The sequence below is a fragment of the Citrobacter sp. TBCS-14 genome (assembly GCF_005280805.1).
GTDB classification, from domain to species: Bacteria; Pseudomonadota; Gammaproteobacteria; order Enterobacterales; family Enterobacteriaceae; genus Citrobacter; species Citrobacter gillenii.
In genome coordinates this window covers 40427-56375 of the sequence record NZ_SZWM01000185.1, presented here as the reverse complement: position 1 = coordinate 56375, position 15949 = coordinate 40427, and the positions used below count along the sequence as shown (strand labels likewise).

19 protein-coding genes are annotated in these 15949 nt (G+C 52.0%); 6 read left to right on the top strand and 13 right to left on the bottom strand.

Features of this window, described 5'->3' with window-relative positions:
- Positions 1-50: 50 nt before the first annotated feature.
- Positions 51-290 carry a YceK/YidQ family lipoprotein gene (locus FDX22_RS08960; protein WP_217439126.1) on the top strand — a complete coding sequence of 80 codons (240 nt, stop codon included), beginning with the start codon at positions 51-53 and terminating at the stop codon, positions 288-290.
- On the opposite strand, the gene FDX22_RS08955 is transcribed toward FDX22_RS08960, so the two are convergent.
- From FDX22_RS08955 to FDX22_RS08945, 3 genes are all read right to left on the bottom strand, one after another.
- Entirely contained in the window at positions 291-665 is a 375-nt protein-coding gene (locus FDX22_RS08955; protein WP_096757583.1) for a MysB family protein, read from the bottom strand.
- A gap of 81 nt (positions 666-746) precedes the next feature.
- The gene (gene mdtG / locus FDX22_RS08950; RefSeq protein WP_146717070.1) at positions 747-1967 is read right to left on the bottom strand and encodes a multidrug efflux MFS transporter MdtG; all 1221 of its coding nucleotides are present in this window, start codon (positions 1965-1967) and stop codon (positions 747-749) included.
- 153 nt (positions 1968-2120) lie between these two features.
- Entirely contained in the window at positions 2121-3041 is a 921-nt protein-coding gene (locus tag FDX22_RS08945; protein ID WP_117341757.1) for a Kdo(2)-lipid IV(A) acyltransferase, read from the bottom strand.
- A 221-nt stretch (positions 3042-3262) separates the two neighbouring features.
- Between FDX22_RS08945 and FDX22_RS08940 the strand changes: the two genes are divergently transcribed.
- Positions 3263-4315: a rhodanese-related sulfurtransferase gene (locus FDX22_RS08940; RefSeq protein ID WP_146717069.1), complete on the top strand. Its 1053-nt coding sequence runs from the start codon at positions 3263-3265 to the stop codon at positions 4313-4315.
- A gap of 59 nt (positions 4316-4374) precedes the next feature.
- Here the strand turns inward: FDX22_RS08940 and FDX22_RS08935 are convergent, their stop codons facing one another.
- The 9 genes from FDX22_RS08935 to mdtH all read right to left on the bottom strand — a co-directional run bounded on the left by FDX22_RS08935 (position 4375) and on the right by mdtH (position 11129).
- On the bottom strand, positions 4375-4950 hold the full coding sequence (locus FDX22_RS08935; RefSeq protein WP_096757579.1) for a YceI family protein: 576 nt from the start codon (positions 4948-4950) through the stop codon (positions 4375-4377).
- 1 nt (position 4951) lies between these two features.
- Positions 4952-5518: a cytochrome b gene (locus tag FDX22_RS08930; RefSeq protein WP_115258876.1), complete on the bottom strand. Its 567-nt coding sequence runs from the start codon at positions 5516-5518 to the stop codon at positions 4952-4954.
- Between the two features lie 262 nt (positions 5519-5780).
- Positions 5781-5894 carry a YceO family protein gene (locus tag FDX22_RS08925; RefSeq protein WP_096757577.1) on the bottom strand — a complete coding sequence of 38 codons (114 nt, stop codon included), beginning with the start codon at positions 5892-5894 and terminating at the stop codon, positions 5781-5783.
- Between the two features lie 50 nt (positions 5895-5944).
- A complete protein-coding gene (gene solA, locus FDX22_RS08920) occupies positions 5945-7063 on the bottom strand; it encodes an N-methyl-L-tryptophan oxidase (RefSeq protein WP_146717068.1) in 1119 nt (372 codons plus the stop codon).
- 114 nt (positions 7064-7177) lie between these two features.
- Entirely contained in the window at positions 7178-7432 is a 255-nt protein-coding gene (bssS, locus tag FDX22_RS08915; protein WP_096757575.1) for a biofilm formation regulator BssS, read from the bottom strand.
- Positions 7433-7772: 340 nt separating this feature from the next.
- Positions 7773-8018 carry a DNA damage-inducible protein I gene (gene dinI, locus FDX22_RS08910; RefSeq protein ID WP_096757573.1) on the bottom strand — a complete coding sequence of 82 codons (246 nt, stop codon included), beginning with the start codon at positions 8016-8018 and terminating at the stop codon, positions 7773-7775.
- Positions 8019-8092: 74 nt separating this feature from the next.
- Positions 8093-9139 (bottom strand): dihydroorotase, encoded by a 1047-nt coding sequence (gene pyrC, locus FDX22_RS08905; RefSeq protein ID WP_146717067.1) that lies wholly within the window; start codon positions 9137-9139, stop codon positions 8093-8095.
- 105 nt (positions 9140-9244) lie between these two features.
- On the bottom strand, positions 9245-9805 hold the full coding sequence (locus FDX22_RS08900) for a lipoprotein (protein WP_096757571.1): 561 nt from the start codon (positions 9803-9805) through the stop codon (positions 9245-9247).
- Positions 9806-9920: 115 nt separating this feature from the next.
- Positions 9921-11129: a multidrug efflux MFS transporter MdtH gene (mdtH, locus tag FDX22_RS08895; RefSeq protein WP_096757570.1), complete on the bottom strand. Its 1209-nt coding sequence runs from the start codon at positions 11127-11129 to the stop codon at positions 9921-9923.
- A 258-nt stretch (positions 11130-11387) separates the two neighbouring features.
- On the opposite strand from mdtH, the gene rimJ reads away from it, so the two are divergent.
- The 4 genes from rimJ (at position 11388) to murJ (ending at position 15442) form a co-directional block, all read left to right on the top strand.
- Complete coding sequence (gene rimJ / locus FDX22_RS08890) at positions 11388-11972, top strand: ribosomal protein S5-alanine N-acetyltransferase (protein ID WP_115258871.1); 585 nt, start codon at positions 11388-11390, stop codon at positions 11970-11972.
- A 35-nt stretch (positions 11973-12007) separates the two neighbouring features.
- Entirely contained in the window at positions 12008-12658 is a 651-nt protein-coding gene (locus FDX22_RS08885) for a YceH family protein (RefSeq protein WP_096757568.1), read from the top strand.
- 1 nt (position 12659) lies between these two features.
- Positions 12660-13583: a Gfo/Idh/MocA family protein gene (locus FDX22_RS08880; RefSeq protein WP_096757567.1), complete on the top strand. Its 924-nt coding sequence runs from the start codon at positions 12660-12662 to the stop codon at positions 13581-13583.
- Between the two features lie 323 nt (positions 13584-13906).
- The gene (gene murJ / locus FDX22_RS08875) at positions 13907-15442 is read left to right on the top strand and encodes a murein biosynthesis integral membrane protein MurJ (protein ID WP_096757566.1); all 1536 of its coding nucleotides are present in this window, start codon (positions 13907-13909) and stop codon (positions 15440-15442) included.
- 83 nt (positions 15443-15525) lie between these two features.
- On the opposite strand, the gene flgN is transcribed toward murJ, so the two are convergent.
- Complete coding sequence (gene flgN / locus FDX22_RS08870; protein ID WP_115258870.1) at positions 15526-15948, bottom strand: flagella biosynthesis chaperone FlgN; 423 nt, start codon at positions 15946-15948, stop codon at positions 15526-15528.
- Between the last annotated feature and the right edge of the window lies 1 nt (position 15949).

Sequence of the window (15949 nt, the reverse complement as noted above, 5' to 3'; positions counted from 1 at the left end):
AAATACCGGCCTGGTGCCGGTATTTTTTTATGCGGATGACAATGTTGTTAATGAGGGTTCAGGTGCGAATACTTGCGGTTGGAATCATGGTCATCTTGCTGAGCGGTTGCGGCAGTATTATTAGCCGCACGATCCCGGGGCAAGGTCACGGAAATCAATACTATCCCGGCGTGCAGTGGGATGTCCGGGATTCAGCATGGCGCTATGTCACCCTGATCGATCTGCCTTTTTCACTGGTGTTTGATACGCTGCTGTTGCCCCTTGACATCCACCATGGTCCCTACGAGTAATTACCGCTCATCCCATTCGTCGGCTGCTGTCTGACCTTCCTCGGTATCCAGAGGTGGTTCAAGCTGGAATTCGCCTTCATCCCACTCGTGGAGGGTATTTTCCTCCAGCCACTCCTGGCGAATTTCAATCTCATCATAATCGCCATCAAAGACGCTTTGTGCCGCTTCACCGCTCAGCATCGGCAGACATTCGCCTTCCTCATCTTCGTCGGCGAAAAACTCAGCCTGCCACATGATGTCACCATCCTGTAGCACATACTTTTGTACGTTCAACTGCTGAACACTGGCGTCGTCCGCATCTAGGTCGGGGTTATCAGCCAGAAACTCTTCACGGGCAGCATCAATGGCTTCTTCCAGCGTGGCATACATGGTCATCAGCGTCTCCCTTTGATTTAATGAGGTATTCAGGGAAATAATAGTTGATTCTCCGCTAGTGCAAGTATGAATGCACAAAAATCATTGCGTGCGCTGGGTTTCGCGACGTCGGCGCAGGCTGTTCCAGGAGTAGAGCGCGTTAAATAAGACCACTCCCGCGGTCACGCAGAAGACCGCGCGAAAACCATAGTTGGCTGAAATAGCTGCGCCCATCAGTGGCCCCGTCACGTTGCCAATATCACGAAATGACTGGTTGTAGCTGAAAATACGCCCGGCTATTTGGTTGGTTGAGTTATAGACCAGCAGCGTTTGTACGGCAGGGAGCAGTGCGCCGTCGGCGGCTCCCAGCAAAAAGCGCAGGACGCCGAGCTGCCAGGGCGTCTGGACGAATGACATGGGGATGAGCAGCAATACGGAAATGACCAGAGCGACAATCAGGATCTTCTCCGGGCCTATGCGGTCGCCTAATTTGCCCAGCCTTGGCGCGCTGAGTAAAGCGGCCACGCCGGGAACGGAAGCGATCATGCCGCTGATAAAAGCGATATTGCCGACGTTACCCGCCAGTTCCCGCACATACAGCGTCAAGATAGGTGCGATGGATCCGGTTGCGATCTGAATGATCAGTGTGGTGACGAACAGACTCAGTACCAGCTTTGGATTTTTTAAGGATCCGACGACCTCCCGAATGTGCAACATCTCTTTTTTGCTGACCGGTTGAAAATGCTCACGAATAAAAAATAACGTCAGCATAAAACAGAGCAGCAGCACGCTGGCGGTAATAAAGAAAACGGGGCGCAACCCGTATTGGTCGGCAAGCAAGCCTCCCGCCAGCGGGCCCAGCAGTGCGCCACTGACGCCGCCGGTTGAAAGTGTTCCCAGCGCCCAGCCGCTTTTATTGCGCGGCACCTGGGTGGCGATCAGCGCATTCGCATTGGGAATGAACCCACCAAGCAGTCCCAGCAGCGCACGCAGGATCAAAAACTGCCAGATATTTTGCGCCAGCCCCATTAGCAGCATCACGACAGCCATCCCCAGCGCTGAGCGCAGGAGCATGATTTTCCTGCCTTTGCGATCTGCAAGGCCGCCCCAGAAAGGTGAAGCGATAGCTGAAAAAAGAAACGTAATGCTGAACACCAGACCCGACCACATGTTCAGGGCACCGTGTCCCGTCACGCCGAGGCTTTCGACATACAGGGGTAAGAAAGGCATCACCAGGCTAAATGCTGCACCGGTTAAAAAGCAACCGAGCCAGGCAACCGTGAGATTACGCTTCCAGTTGATGGAGACATCTGAGGGTGACATAGCGATCCGCAGTGTGGCGCGCTGTTTGCGCTATCGTGTAAAAATAAGTAAGCAGACTAATTATGCGCCTGGTTGATAGTCGCTGCAATGTGCAGAGCAGTAAAACCTAAACAGGGGGGCGAGATGTTGCAGCCCGCGGGCTGCAACAAAGGGTCAGTACAAGGAAGGTGCGCCTTCAGGGCGTGTTTTGAACCGGCGATGTAGCCACATATATTGCTCCGGCGCCATCATGATGCATTTCTCAATAATTTTGTTCATCCACGCGGCGGTGGTTTCAGCATCGTCCAGCGGCGGCGAACATTCCGGCGGCAGCATAATCAACTGATACCCTTTGCCGTCAGGTTTACGACGAGGGACAAACGGCACCAGACACGCATTGGACATCCGCGACAGCATCCACGTCCCAGAGGTGGTTGCAGCCTGCTCTACAGCAAACAGCGGCACAAAGACGCTGGAGCGTGGGCCGTAGTCGTGATCCGGGGCATACCAGACCACTTCACCTTTCTTCAGAGCCTTGACCATCCCTTTTAGATCTTTACGATCGAGCATTGATTTATTGGAGCGCATACGCCCCCAGGTTTGCAGCCAGTCGAGCAGCGGATTGTCGTTGGGGCGATACACCCCGATACCGGGTTCCTGTAAACCAAACTGACGCGCGCCTAATTCAAGCGTCAGAAAGTGCAGACCCACTAACAGGATCCCACGCTGCTGTGCCTGAACATCACGAATATGCTCCATGCCGATTACTTCGGTCCAGCGCGTAATACGACGGTCGGACCAAAACCAGGCCATGCCAGTTTCCACTACGCCCATGCCGACGGACTCAAAGTTTTTTACCACCATCTGCTGACGCTCTTGTTCGCTCATCTGTGGGAAGCACAGCTCCAGATTACGCGAAACAATCTTTGCCCGGCGTCTCATCACATGTAACGCCAGCCGACCTAATGTACAGCCCAGCTTATAGAGGAACGGATAGGGTAACTGCACGATCAACCAAAGGATGCCAATACCTAGCCAGGTTAACCAATAACGTGGATGCAAAAGTGCAGCCGAGAACTTGGGTAAATTCGTCATGTCTATCCTGTCATTAAACGACCAATGCCCTGTATTGTCGCATTTTTTCGCGCGTATCAAAAATTTGTGACGGGAGAATGGCTGGTTTTTCGTCAATTGTTGTGACGCTTTTATCATGAAGTATGAAATGTAGCGTAAAATGTGTGGATGTAAATTGGCGATGTTTGCTTTATGATGCCGGCCGATTTTCATCTTTTTACTGACTGCAGGAAACGTACACCATGCCAGTGTTACACAACCGCATTTCGAATGACGCGCTCAAAGCTAAAATGTTGGCGGAATCTGAGCCGCGCACCACGATTTCATTTTATAAATATTTCAACCTCGTTAATCCTCAGGATACGCGTGATGCGCTGTACCAACTGTTCACCGAGCTGAACGTTTTCGGGCGCGTATATCTGGCGCACGAAGGCATTAACGCACAAATCAGCGTGCCGCAAAGCAAGGTTGAGGCATTCCGTCAGCAGTTGTACGCGTTTGATCCTGCATTTTCCGGGCTGCGACTTAACATTGCGCTGGACGATGACGGAAAATCGTTCTGGGTACTGCGCATGAAAGTCCGTGAGCGTATTGTGGCGGATGGTATCGATGATCCTGCTTTTGATGCCAGCAACGTTGGTGATTACCTGAAGGCGGCAGAAGTAAACGCCATGCTTGACGATCCTGACGCGGTGTTTATCGATATGCGCAACCACTATGAGTATGAGGTGGGGCACTTCGAGAACGCCATGGAGATCCCGGCAGATACGTTCCGCGATCAGTTGCCGAAAGCCGTTGAAATGATGCAGGAACATAAAGATAAAAAAATCGTAATGTACTGCACGGGCGGTATTCGCTGTGAGAAGGCCAGCGCCTGGATGAAATACAACGGGTTCAGTAAAGTCTGGCACATTGAGGGCGGCATTATTGAATATGCCCGTAAAGCTCGTGAACAGGGACTTCCGGTACGCTTCATCGGTAAAAACTTTGTTTTTGATGAGCGGATGGGGGAGCGGATCTCTGAAGACGTTATTGCGCATTGTCATCAGTGTGGTGCGGCGTGCGACAGTCATACCAACTGCAAAAATGACGGCTGCCATCTGCTGTTTATCCAGTGCCCGGCCTGCGCCGAGAAGTACAAAGGGTGCTGCAGCGATCTGTGTTGTGAAGAGAGTACGTTGCCTGAAGAGGAACAACGTCGCCGTCGCGCAGGTCGTGAGAATGGCAATAAAATTTTTAATAAGTCCCGTGGCCGTCTGAATACTAAACTGGGTATTCCGGACCCTGCGCAATAAAATGATGCCGGATGAGGGCTACAGCCTCATCCGGCTTCCATTTTGGCAGCATTGAGATGCTATTTCTGCTGAACACCTTCTACCGAGATGATTAAGTCTACTTCCTGTGAAGCAGGCCCCAGGTCGGTGGTGATGTTAAAGTCCTTCAGCTTAATCTTCCCTTGTGCTTCAAAGCCTGCACGGGTGCCACCCCACGGATCGCCACCCTGACCAATAAGCTTCGCGTCCAGCGTGACCGGTTTGGTGACGCCGTTCAGCGTCAGATCCCCGGTAATATCCAGGTCGTTACCCGCTTTCTTCACGCTGGTGGAGGTGAAGGTCGCCTGCGGGAATTTGGCGACGTTAAGGAAATCTGCGCTGCGCAGATGCTTGTCACGCTCGGCATGATTAGTGTCAACGCTGTTGGTGTTAATGGTGACGTTCACTTTATCGGCGGCTGGATTTTTTTCATCGAAGGTAAACGATCCGTCGAAGTCTTTAAAGGTGCCGTACAGCCAGCTGTATCCCAGATGCTGAATACGAAAATTAACAAAGGCATGTTGTCCTTCTTTGTCGATTTTGTAATCTGCCGCGATGGCCGAACCGGTGGTAAACAGTAAAGATGCGAGAGTCAGTCCCAGCAGGTTTTTTTTCATTTTAAGCTCCATAGTCAGATGACGATTTTCCCAACATGCGATTAAGGGTATCGTCGTTGTCGATAAAGTGGTGTTTCAGGGCCATCAGCCCATGTAAAAGAGAGAGGACCACAACGCTCCAGGCAAGCCACAGGTGCAGGCTTCCGGCGAGATCGGCCTGCGCCCCGGCGTTGGCGAGCGTGGCGGGGATCTCAAACCAGCCAAAGACGCTGATGGGTTTGCCGTCTGCGGTCGAAATTAAATACCCACTGATGACAATGGAGAACAGCAGCAGATATAAACTGAGGTGGCCCAGGGCCGCAGCCAGACGAGTTAAGCGAGAATAGCTTTTCAATGCCGCAGGAGGAGGAGAGAACAGCCGCCAGACCACGCGAATCACAAGCCCCATCATCAGCAATACGCCGATGCTTTTATGCAGTTCAGGTGCCTGGTGGTACCAGCCATCGTAATAGCTGAGTGTGACCATCCATAAACCCAACGCAAACATGCCATACACGGCAAGCGCGACCAGCCAGTGTAAAACGGCTGACACCACACCATAGCGCTGTGGACTATTATTGAATTGCATAAATACACCGATAGATATTTCAGAAGTGAATGAAAATGGCCTGTAAAAGACATTAATGCAACTAATAAATAACAATAGTGATGATATTTATTCTTAATTCAATAAATTTGATGTGATGATGAGTTGATCATCAGGTGTTTAGAGAAAGATGGGCGGGTAGAGCCTGATGTGAGGTACTTTGCAGGGTTTCTGATTATTCAATTAATCACAATAAAAATTAAAGAAATCTCAATTGCTGTCAATTATTGTCAGCAGGCTAAGATCAGAAAAACATAATATATATTACATCCATGATTGCCAGCAGAGACCATAAAATAATGTAGAGCATAAAATGCTCGCGTATATTATTCACCAGATAGTCAACGATGCGGCGCATCACTATTATTCCTTCAATAAAATGGCCCCAGTGGCGAGGCCATATCATGGTTATCGTTTAAAACGGCTCAGTTTGAACGGTGCCAGGTCGAAGGCCGACGGCTTGTCCTGGGCAAAATCAGCCGCAATCTCCCCCAGTACCGAGGCAAACTTAAAGCCGTGACCGCTTAGCCCGGTAATAATAAGCGTATTATCATGTCCGGGTAGCGTATCAATAATAAAGTCTTCATCCGGAGAGTTATCGTAGGTGCACGACGCACCTTGCAGACAACATCCCACGCCGGGCAGAACAGAACGCAGGAACGGGAAAGCCTCTGAACCATCGCTGGCGACAGCGGCAAACGCTTTGCGCTCTTCGGCTGAGTGAATAACCTGCCCGCCGTTATGTTTACCAATCTTCAGTTCGTCGTTCTCGGCCGGGAAACCGTAATACTGATCGCCATTAGGCAATTCGCCGGTGAAGGCCGGGAAATTGTTTTTAACGCTGTAGCGCCCGTCAGCCTGATACCACGCGAACACTTTACGCACTGGCTGTATCGGCAGTTCCGGTACTAATGCCTGCACCCAGGTGCCGGCACTCACCAGCGCTTTTTTCGCGTGATAGTCGCCGTCTGCGGTCTCAACCGTTACGCCATCATCATGATGGTGAATCGCGGTAACCGGGCATTTAAACAGCTGAGCGCAGCCTGCTTCCTCAGCCAGGCGAATCCAGGTCTTAATGGCCAACTCACTGCGCAGAAAACCTGAATCGGCCTCAAACAGGCCGATATAGTTTTCCGGGACACGAATTTCGGGCCAGCGGGCCATGATGGCAGCGGCATCCAACTGTTCAACGTTGAGCTGCCACTGTTTTGCGCTTTGCGCCACGTTAGATAAGAACGTGGAATCTGCTGGGCCGAGGTTGACAACGCCAGAACGGACAAACACAGGTTCTTCATTATGCTGGGCGAGTTCATCCCACAATGTCTGCGCACGCAGGACCAACGGAACGTATTTTTCACCTTCGCCATAGGCATGACGAATTAAGCGTGTATCGCCGTGATGGCTACCCTGTTGATGCGGCGGCATATGTGCATCGATCATCAGTACATTCAGACCGGCGCGCGTGGCATAGTATCCGGCGGCGGCGCCTACGGAACCGCTGCCAATAATGATTAAGTCGTATTTCATCCGCTTCTCTCTGCAATCGCGATAGTAGCAGGGTAAATAACTGACCCGCATTATTCAACTATCAAATAAGAAAGGCACCGTTAAGGTGCCTTTTGAAGGTTGGGTGCATCAGATTTAATGACGCTGATACTCATTAGCGGGGAAATCACCTGATTCAATTTTGGCGATTCCGGCTTCTAATATCGAAATAAATTGCCTGGCAACATCAGTGGTTAACCAGAGCGTTTGACCAACTTCAGTCCCATTTGGGTCTGGACGATTCGGGGTCTGGTAGTGCAAGCGCAGCATCAGCGCATCATAGCTATCAACGGTGCTGATGTCCCATCCTACAAGCGGATGAGTCTGAATGACTTCATTATTCTTTTCCATCATGCCCCCTAATTCGTGTTACTAGACAACGGTTTTCGAGGTTCAATGCGTTTTTTTCTGAAGCAAGTTCAGTATATCAATAAATAAGGGTATTCACTGAAAATTTAAAGAGGACAAGGCATAATTTTTTTGTTTTAAGTGTTATCTGAACGATAAACCGGCATGTCATTCATATTTTTTTAGCATGTTGTGCAGTTATTTTGTGGTTTTGACTAAAAGATAATCAGCATGTAAATAAACATTAACTGTTTTGTTGAGAGAGATTGCTCGAAATCTTTATGATACGGGAAAATAAAAAAGCCGGGGCGACCCGGCAAAAAACATCACTGCATATCATTTTTTATTCATTAATGAACCAGTCATCCGCGCTTTCCCATGTCTCTTGCAGGATCTCGCTGATGCGTTCTTTGTCCTCTTTTGTCGCGCCAATGACCGACAGATTGTTTGTGCCGGCATAACGAACGGTGACGTTACCGTCGTTATCCGGAAAATGATGGTGAATACGACGGGAGAGTTCACCTGCCAACGCGTCAATGGCGCCAGCAGGCAAAGGTGAAGTTTTGGCAATAGTGACTTCAATACGCATAATAGCCCCCTGTTGAATATACTGGTTATTTATACAGTTAACTTCGCCAGTTGACAACAGGTTGCGACATTTTTTTAGCGTTTCACTGACCAGCGTACTGTTTCACCGCCGAGGAAAGGCACCAGCGTGTCTCCCTCCAGCGCGATACTTTCCGGTATCTGCTGCTCTTCTTTAACCAGTTCAATAAAGGTGTCGTTAACCGGCAGTCCGTAGAAGCGAGGACCGTTAAGCGAGCAGAAGGCCTCTAAATGGGCCAGGGCGTTCATCTCTTCGAAGACGGTGGCATAACTGGCGAGTGCGGTAGGGGCATTAAAGCACCCCGCGCAGCCGCAGCTGGATTCTTTACGATGACGCGCATGCGGCGCCGAGTCAGTGCCGAGGAACGCCCGGCTGAAACCACTGGCGACCAGTTCGCGCAGCGCCTGCTGGTGGACGTTTCGCTTGAGAATAGGCAGGCAATACAGATGCGGACGAATGCCCCCGACCAGCATATGGTTGCGGTTAAACATCAAATGCTGCGGGGTAATGGTCGCTGCCAGCAGATCATTGCCGTCACGCACGTAGTCGGCGGCGTCTTTAGTGGTGATATGTTCAAACACCACTTTCAGCGCGGTCAGACGCGACCGCAATGGCTCCATCACCGTGTCAATAAAGCGTGCTTCGCGATCGAATATATCGATTTCCGCGTGCGTGACTTCACCGTGCACCAGCAAAGGCATGCCGAGTTTTTCCATCCGTTCCAGAACCGGCATGATGGCATCAATAGAGGTCACGCCGTGAGTAGAGTTGGTGGTGGCGTTAGCCGGGTAGAGTTTGGCGGCGGTGAAAACACCTTCGTTGAACCCGCGCTCCAGTTCGTTGGGATCCAGCGTGTCCGTCAGATAGCAGGTCATTAACGGGGTGAAATCGTGTCCGGCAGGTACGGCGTCCAGTATACGCTGACGGTAAGCGATGGCTGCGTCAACAGTAGTGACGGGCGGTGCCAGGTTCGGCATGACAATTGCGCGTCCATAAATTTCACTGGTGTAGGGCACGACAGTTTTCAACATGTCGCCATCGCGAAAGTGAAGATGCCAGTCGTCTGGGCGGCGGATCTTTAATACCTGGGATGGTGCAGTCATCAATATGCTCCGGCTGAGGATAGTCTTTTTTGCCGGAAACAAAGGATAAGCGGAAACGTTTTCGTTTGCACGAAAAAAAAGGGCGCTGATGCGCCCTTTGGTGTGTTAATCGGTGAACGGGATGATGATTTCACCTGGTTTTACTTCAATTCCTTTTGCCAGCTTTTTCGCCAGCGCTTCGCCTTCACTGCTGTCTTCACGCAGGACGTATGCCGGTTGCTGGTTGAAATAATTGCGCAGCGACTGGTTTAAATACGGCATCAGGGTTTGCAAAACCGACTGCATTTTTTCTGGCGTGACGGTCGCATCAACCACTTCCATCTCTTGCAGATAAATCGCGCCTTTTTCTTTATTGAACACCGGTAATGCTTTTAACTTCAGCTTCATTGTCGCTTTCTGGCTGCCAAATAGTGAGTTCATGTCCAGGTTGGCATCGCCGGTCAGGGTCACTTTATTGGGTTCTTCACGACCGATCTGGCTGGTCAGATTGCTCAGCACGATGTGGGCTTCAGCAACGCCGGGCAAACCGATATCTTTCGAAAAATTATTATGCTTTGCCAGCGCCTGGTTAATTTCTTGCTCGCTTACCGTGTATTGTGTGAGTTGATTACAACCAACCAACAGGCCGCTGACAATGAGTGCAGCAGCAAAAAAAAACTTTTTCATGGGGTTCCTCAACATGATGCTTATGGCGTAATCGTGACACAAAGCAGCATCCAGTACCAGCGCCCCGGACACCAGCAGAAAAAACTGAAAAGGTGTCCGGGCTGAGGGTTACGCGTCAGGCATCAGGCTCCAGCATTCCACGCGTCGTGCGTTTGTGGCTGAACTGCCAGCCCAGCGCCAGGAAGGTGATAATGCCGATAACACCCAGCATCATCCACGGTAACTCGGGCTGCGACAGTGCCTTACCCATATCAAACAGCCAGCCGCCGCCGATGTAGCCTATGGCGCCGCCGATGGCGAGTCCCAGCCGACTAAAGCCCATATAGCTCCCCCGGGCCCGTGCACTCGCCAGCGAGGCACTGAGCGTTTCACGTGCTGGCTCAGCAATAATGGAGCCGATATAGAACGTGCAGATCAGGGTGAAGAGCTGCTGTAGGTTTCCGACCAACCCAATAGGCATCATGCTGAGTGACATGATTAACAGACCGGCCATCAGGCGGTGTTCAAGGCGAAAACGTTTTTCGCTCCAGCGGGCAATCGGGTAGAGCAACGTTAACGAGAGGCACGCCTCGATGGCATACATCCATTTGACGGCCGCCGGGGATCCGGCAATGTCGTTAACCATAATCGGCAGCATCAGCATCACCTGGACTGCCAGCATGTAGTAACCTGCCAGCGTCAGCACGTAAGTGACAAATCGCTTGTCACGCATCACGTGGTTCATCCCTTCACGCACCGGAATTTTCACTGTCGATAGTTTCCACGCAGGAAGCAACCAGGCGTTAAAGGCGGCGCACAGGATGAAGATAATGGCCCCGGTGGCGCAGACCAGCCTGAAGTCATACTGTAACAGCCAGCTTCCCAGTAATGCCCCAATGACCGCCCCGGCGCTGTCCTGCATCATCAGGATGGAGAAGAAGCGCCCGCGCTTTTCCGGGCGGATCAGTTTGACCACCAGCGCCGAACGGGGGGGATCGAACAGCGTGCCGCCCAGCCCGGAGAGAAAACAGGAAAACCACAGAAGCCAGGGTTCATGGGCGATTCCCATCGTCGCAAACCCGGCGGCGCGCATCAGCATGCCGGTGACAATCATCGGTTTTGCGCCAAAACGGTCGGCAATGGCCCCGCCAAAAATTCCCAAACCCTGCTGAATAAATTGACGTAACCCGAGCGCGATGCCGACCATCACGGCGGCCCAACCCATTTGGTCGACGAAACGAATCGAGATCAGCGGGAAGACGACGAAGAAGCCCAGCACGACCAGCATATTATCGATAAGCAGGAAATATTTACCCAGGTTCCTCGCCTGCGAGACTTGCGACATTTCCCCTCCAGGGAAAAACTCGTCACTCTGTTTAGAGTTTTAACGGTAAGCCTGTCTATTCTGCGGGGTTGTCTGACCTTTTCCCACCCTCGGCGGGACAATATTTTTTTATCAAAAGTCGGTCTTGATAGAGAGTTTTCATCAAAATGTGTGAATAATTCAAGAAATGGTGTTTTGCTCTTTTCATCGGGCATATTTGTACAGGTATAGTATCGCGAATAGCGTATTGAAAACGGTGCGGGAAGGAGTAGGTATAGAATGTTTGGCTATCGCAGTAACGTGCCAAAAGTGCGCTTAACCACGGACCGCCTGGTCGTGCGTTTAGTGCATGAGCGTGATGCCTGGCGTCTGGCAGATTATTACGCAGAGAATCGTCATTTCTTAAAGCCCTGGGAGCCTATTCGCGATGAAAGCCACTGCTATCCCTCTGGCTGGCAGGCGCGTCTGAGTATGATCACCGAGTTTCATAAACAAGGCTCTGCCTATTACTTTGCGCTGCTCGACCCGGAAGAGAAAGAGATTATCGGTGTTGCAAATTTCTCCAACGTTGTGCGTGGATCGTTTCACGCCTGCTATCTCGGCTATTCCATTGCGCAAAAGTGGCAAGGGCAGGGATTGATGTACGAGGCATTGGTTGCAGCCATTCGCTATATGCAGCGTACGCAGCATATTCATCGCATTATGGCGAACTATATGCCACACAATAAACGTAGCGGCGATTTGCTGGCGCGGCTTGGATTTGAAAAAGAAGGTTATGCCAAAGACTATCTGCTGATAGATGGGCAGTGGCGCGATCATGTGCTGACGGCGTTAACAACATCAGAATGGACCCCCGGTCGCTAAGTTTCAGCTGTATTGGCTGATGAATGGAGAAGACGATGAAATATGAATTAACCGCTACCGAAGCACGCGTGATTGGCTGTTTGCTGGAAAAACAGGTGACTACGCCGGAACAATATCCGCTCTCCGTGAATGGTGTCGTGACCGCCTGTAACCAAAAAACCAATCGTGAACCGGTGATGAATCTGTCGGAATCGGAGGTGCAGGATCAGCTCGATAATCTGGTGAAACGCCATTTCTTGCGTACGGTGAGCGGATTCGGCAATCGTGTGACCAAGTACGAACAGCGCTTCTGCAATTCAGAGTTTGGTAACCTTAAGCTCAGCGCCGGTGAGGTGGCCTTGATCACCACGCTGTTACTGCGCGGTGCGCAGACGCCGGGCGAACTGCGTAGTCGCGCATCCCGCATGTATGAATTCAGCGATGTGGCGGAAGTGGAGTCAACGCTGGAACAGCTGGCCACCCGCGAAGATGGTCCTTACGTGGTCCGTCTGGCGCGTGAACCGGGAAAACGCGAAAGCCGCTATATGCATCTGTTCTGTGGCGACGTCGATCTGACGATGGTGACAACCGCTGATGAGCCTCAGGCGGCATCCAGCGATTTGCAGGCGCGCGTTGAGGTGCTGGAAAGCGAAGTCGCTGAGTTAAAACAGCGGCTCGAATCCTTGCTGGCGCATCTGGGAGAGTAACGTGAAAAAACTTCGTATCGGTGTCGTCGGGTTGGGCGGCATCGCGCAAAAGGCCTGGCTACCCGTGTTGGGCGCCGCTGCGGACTGGACGTTACAGGGGGCCTGGTCACCTTCGCGTGAGAAAGCAGAACGGATTTGTGCAGCCTGGCGCATGCCGTATGTTGATTCATTACAAAACCTGGCGGCAACCTGTGATGCGGTTTTCGTACACTCCAGTACTGCGACGCACCATGCGGTAGTCAGCGAATTGCTTCATGCTGGGGTCCACGTTTGTGTGGATAAACCGCTGGCGGAAAACCTGCGTGATGCGGAACAACTGGTGGAGCTGGCGGCGCGAAAAAAACTGACGTTGATGGTCGGATTTAACCGCCGGTTTGCGCCGCTGTATCGCGAGTTAAAGTCGCAGTTAAGCCAGCCAGCCTCCATCCGCATGGATAAGCATCGCAGCGATAGCGTCGGGCCACACGATCTGCGTTTTACGCTGCTGGATGACTATCTGCATGTGGTGGACACCGCGCTGTGGCTGGCAGGGGGAAAGGCACAGCTAAATAGCGGCACGCTGTTAACCAACGAGTCCGGAGCAATGCTGTATGCAGAACACCATTTCTGCGTCGACCGGCTGCAGATAACGACCAGTATGCATCGCCGTGCGGGCAGTCAGCGCGAGAGCGTGCAGGCGGTTATCGACGGTGGGTTAATTGATGTCACGGATATGCGTGAATGGCGTGAGGAGCGCGGACACGGTGTCGTTCAGCAACCGATACCCGGCTGGCAAACGACGCTGGAGCAGCGAGGCTTTACCGGATGTGCGCGCCATTTTATTGAATGCGTGCAAAATCAGACAGTTCCTGAGACAGCGGGTGAGCAGGCTATTCTGGCGCAGCGCGTGGTGGAAAAGCTGTGGCGGGATGCGATGGACGAATAACCCCCTGTAACATCTGGCGGTAGTAATTCAGCATAATCCAGGTACTATACCCAAAATAATTCGAGTTGCAGGCAGGCGGCAAGGGAGTGAATCCCGTTGAGCTTACTCAGGTAAGTGATTCGGGTGAGCGAGCGCAGCCAACGCACATGCAGCTTGAAGTATGACGGGTATATATGCCCACTCAAAATAACACCTCTTTTCAACCATAGGCTGGCTTGTAGGCCTGATAAGACGCTGCGGCGTCGCCATCAGGCACAGTGACATTGCCGGATGGCGATGTTGGTTATACGGGGTTTTGCCTCAGAGTCTGGAATACAACATAGATGAATTTATTAAAGTCACTGGCAGCCGTCAGCTCAATGACGATGTTCTCACGCGTGCTGGGTTTTGCGCGTGATGCGATCGTCGCCAGAATCTTTGGTGCAGGGATGGCGACCGATGCCTTTTTTGTGGCCTTCAAACTTCCTAACCTGCTGCGTCGAATTTTTGCTGAAGGCGCATTTTCTCAGGCATTTGTCCCTATTCTGGCTGAATACAAAAGTAAGCAGGGCGAAGACGCCACCCGCGTGTTTGTTTCCTACGTGTCTGGCTTGCTGACGCTGGCGTTGGCCGTTGTGACGGTTGCCGGGATGCTTGCCGCGCCGTGGGTGATCATGGTCACCGCGCCAGGCTTTGCCGATACTGCTGACAAATTTACGCTGACTACCCAGCTGTTGCAGATAACCTTTCCTTATATTCTGTTGATTTCGCTGGCCTCGTTGGCGGGTGCGATTCTGAATACCTGGAACCGTTTCTCTATTCCGGCGTTTGCGCCGACGTTTCTCAACATCAGCATGATCGGTTTTGCGCTGTTTGCCGCGCCGTATTTTAATCCGCCGGTGCTGGCGCTGGCATGGGCCGTGACCGTCGGTGGTGTGCTGCAACTGGTATATCAACTTCCGCACTTGAAGAAAATTGGCATGCTGGTGCTGCCGCGCGTGAATTTTCGTGATGCGGGCGCGATGCGCGTAGTGAAGCAGATGGGGCCGGCGATCCTCGGCGTTTCCGTCAGCCAGATTTCCCTGATTATCAACACGATTTTCGCGTCATTTCTGGCTTCAGGTTCGGTTTCCTGGATGTACTACGCTGACCGTTTGATGGAGTTCCCGTCAGGTGTTCTGGGCGTCGCGCTGGGCACTATTCTGCTGCCCTCGCTGTCAAAAAGTTTTTCCAGCGGTAACCATGATGAATATTGTCGCCTGATGGACTGGGGTTTACGCCTGTGCTTCCTGCTTGCTTTGCCCAGTGCGGTGGCATTGGGGATCCTGGCAAAGCCGCTGACGGTTTCATTGTTCCAGTACGGTAAGTTTACCGCTTTTGATGCGTCCATGACCCAGCGCGCGCTGGTAGCGTATTCGGTCGGCCTGATTGGCCTGATCGTGGTGAAAGTATTGGCCCCCGGATTTTATTCCCGTCAGGACATTAAAACGCCGGTGAAAATTGCCATCGTGACGCTGATTATGACCCAGGTGATGAACCTGGCGTTTATCGGTCCGTTGAAACATGCCGGGCTGTCGCTGTCGATCGGTCTGGCGGCCTGTCTGAACGCCTCGCTGCTGTACTGGCAGTTGCGTAAACAGAAAATATTCACCCCACAGCCGGGTTGGGCCTGGTTCCTGGCGCGTCTGGTGATCTCTGTGCTGGTGATGTCTGCGGCGCTGGTGGGGATGCTGTACATTATGCCGGAGTGGTCTCAGGGGACGATGCTGTGGCGTCTGCTGCGCTTAATGGCGGTGGTGTTGGTCGGCATTACTGCTTACTTTGCCGCGCTGGCCGTGCTGGGCTTTAAAGTGAAAGAGTTTGTGCGCCGAACGGCATAATGAACATACTGCCGGATGAGGGGATCACCTTATCCGGCCTGCAAAACACGCAGGCCTGAAAGCTACGAGCCGTCAGGCATTCGTCAAATTGAGAACTTCTTTCCGCCGCGATGGGCTGAAGATGTTTGGCCGTTAGCGCCATACAGCGTGGGTTCCTGATGCGGTTTAAGCACCTCGAGCGCCTGTTGATTGCGCTCGATTTGTCCTTCCAACAGCCAACCATTATGCTGGTTGAGATCGCGTAAATGCTGCGTTTTAGTGGTAATCGTCTGCCAGCGTTGGGCAATATCATCATTAGCGCTGCGCGTCGCGTCGTGCTCAAGACGTCGCTGCTGCTCCAGGTAATCCAGGGTTGCCAGCAAAGAACTTTTTTCTTCTGTAATACGCTGTAGCTGGCTACCGTGAATGTGGCCTGCGGAAAGTTGCTGCTGCTCAGCATCCATCACCGTTTTCAGGTCATTCAGGACAGTCGTCATCTGATCAAGTATTTCTGACAAACGCGTCATA